The sequence below is a fragment of the Halalkalibacter alkalisediminis genome (genome assembly GCF_028610705.1).
Classification (GTDB): domain Bacteria; phylum Bacillota; class Bacilli; order Bacillales; family Bacillaceae_D; genus Halalkalibacter; species Halalkalibacter alkalisediminis.
The window spans coordinates 1-1,099 of sequence record NZ_JAQQWT010000124.1 but is presented as its reverse complement, the minus strand read 5'-3'; the positions used below and the strand labels follow the sequence as shown (position 1 = coordinate 1,099).

The following is a 1,099-nucleotide window of genomic DNA, read 5'->3' as shown; positions in this document are numbered from 1 at the left end:
CACTAGTGTTGCATAAAAACTAACTGAATTTTCAGTTTTAAAGTTCTTCCTGTTTAGAGCCAAAAAAGTAAATACCTAAGCAAAGGTGGCTCCATCCATTTGGAAAAATATTTACAATTAGATAGTTGTGACGACGACAGTTTTGTTATTAAGGAATGGCTTTTCCTTCAATTTTCCGAAGCCAAATATGTGCTGACTTCCACAAAGCCGCTCTTAGATAACGGCTAATTTGTAAGGTTTTTCGCTTGCTTTTCGTCTCAAGTTGAACGAGTACATGTAGACAAAAAACGATTAATGCGATAAACACTTGATTGCGGATCGCCCATTCACTTTGACTGTAGAACTTTTTGATATTGAGATGCTGTTTGATCCATTTGAAAAACAACTCAATTGCCCAGCGTGATTTATACATTTCTGAAATCTCTTCGGCGCATAAATCAAAACGATTCGTAAGTAACTGAAGTTCGTTTCCTTTTGAATCGATCACTTTTAAAAGACGAAAGTAGTTCTCAGTACGGTTTTGAGTCGTACCAATCAACACCATTTGATCGGACAGAACCGTTGTATCCTCGGGTAGTTTAAAATCGTAGACTTCTCGTATGACTGCGTTTTTACGTAGTCTTGATAGGAAAAAGTAGCCGTCATCTGTCATACGGTCAAAGCGGTCATAGTCTAGATAGCCGCGGTCAAACACATACATGCATTCCTTGTCATCGACCATGATTTCTAGTTGACCACGATCATGTTCCTTTGCGCTTGTTAGCACTGCCTTTTCAGGATAAGAAATTCCTTTTGCCATAAATACTAGTCGCAAATGTAGCTTTACACCCGCTTTTGTTTTGCGGAACTCTGCCCATTTGTGATTGGTCAAATTTAGTGGCAATGTGCTTGAATCAATGATCTTTAACGGCATGACTAGTTTGGTGTAGTGTGTTTTGGCATGAATTTGTGCAACCAAATCAAGGAAAAGTCTTTGGAATAAATCTGGATTCATGCCGTTTAATCGCCGTGATAGTTGAGAAATGCTGATCGAATCAAGGTTAATACCCTTTTGAAGCTGGTCATCGAAAAGACAATCACTCAGCGCATGAAGACTTTC

The 1,099-nt window shown here is 38.8% G+C and carries 1 protein-coding gene; it reads right to left on the bottom strand.

The window, feature by feature from the left end; translation table 11 throughout:
* Nucleotides 1-148: 148 nt before the first annotated feature.
* The coding region (locus PQ474_RS26160) for an IS4 family transposase (protein ID WP_273848509.1) at nt 149-1,099 on the bottom strand (951 nt) is incomplete at its 5' end.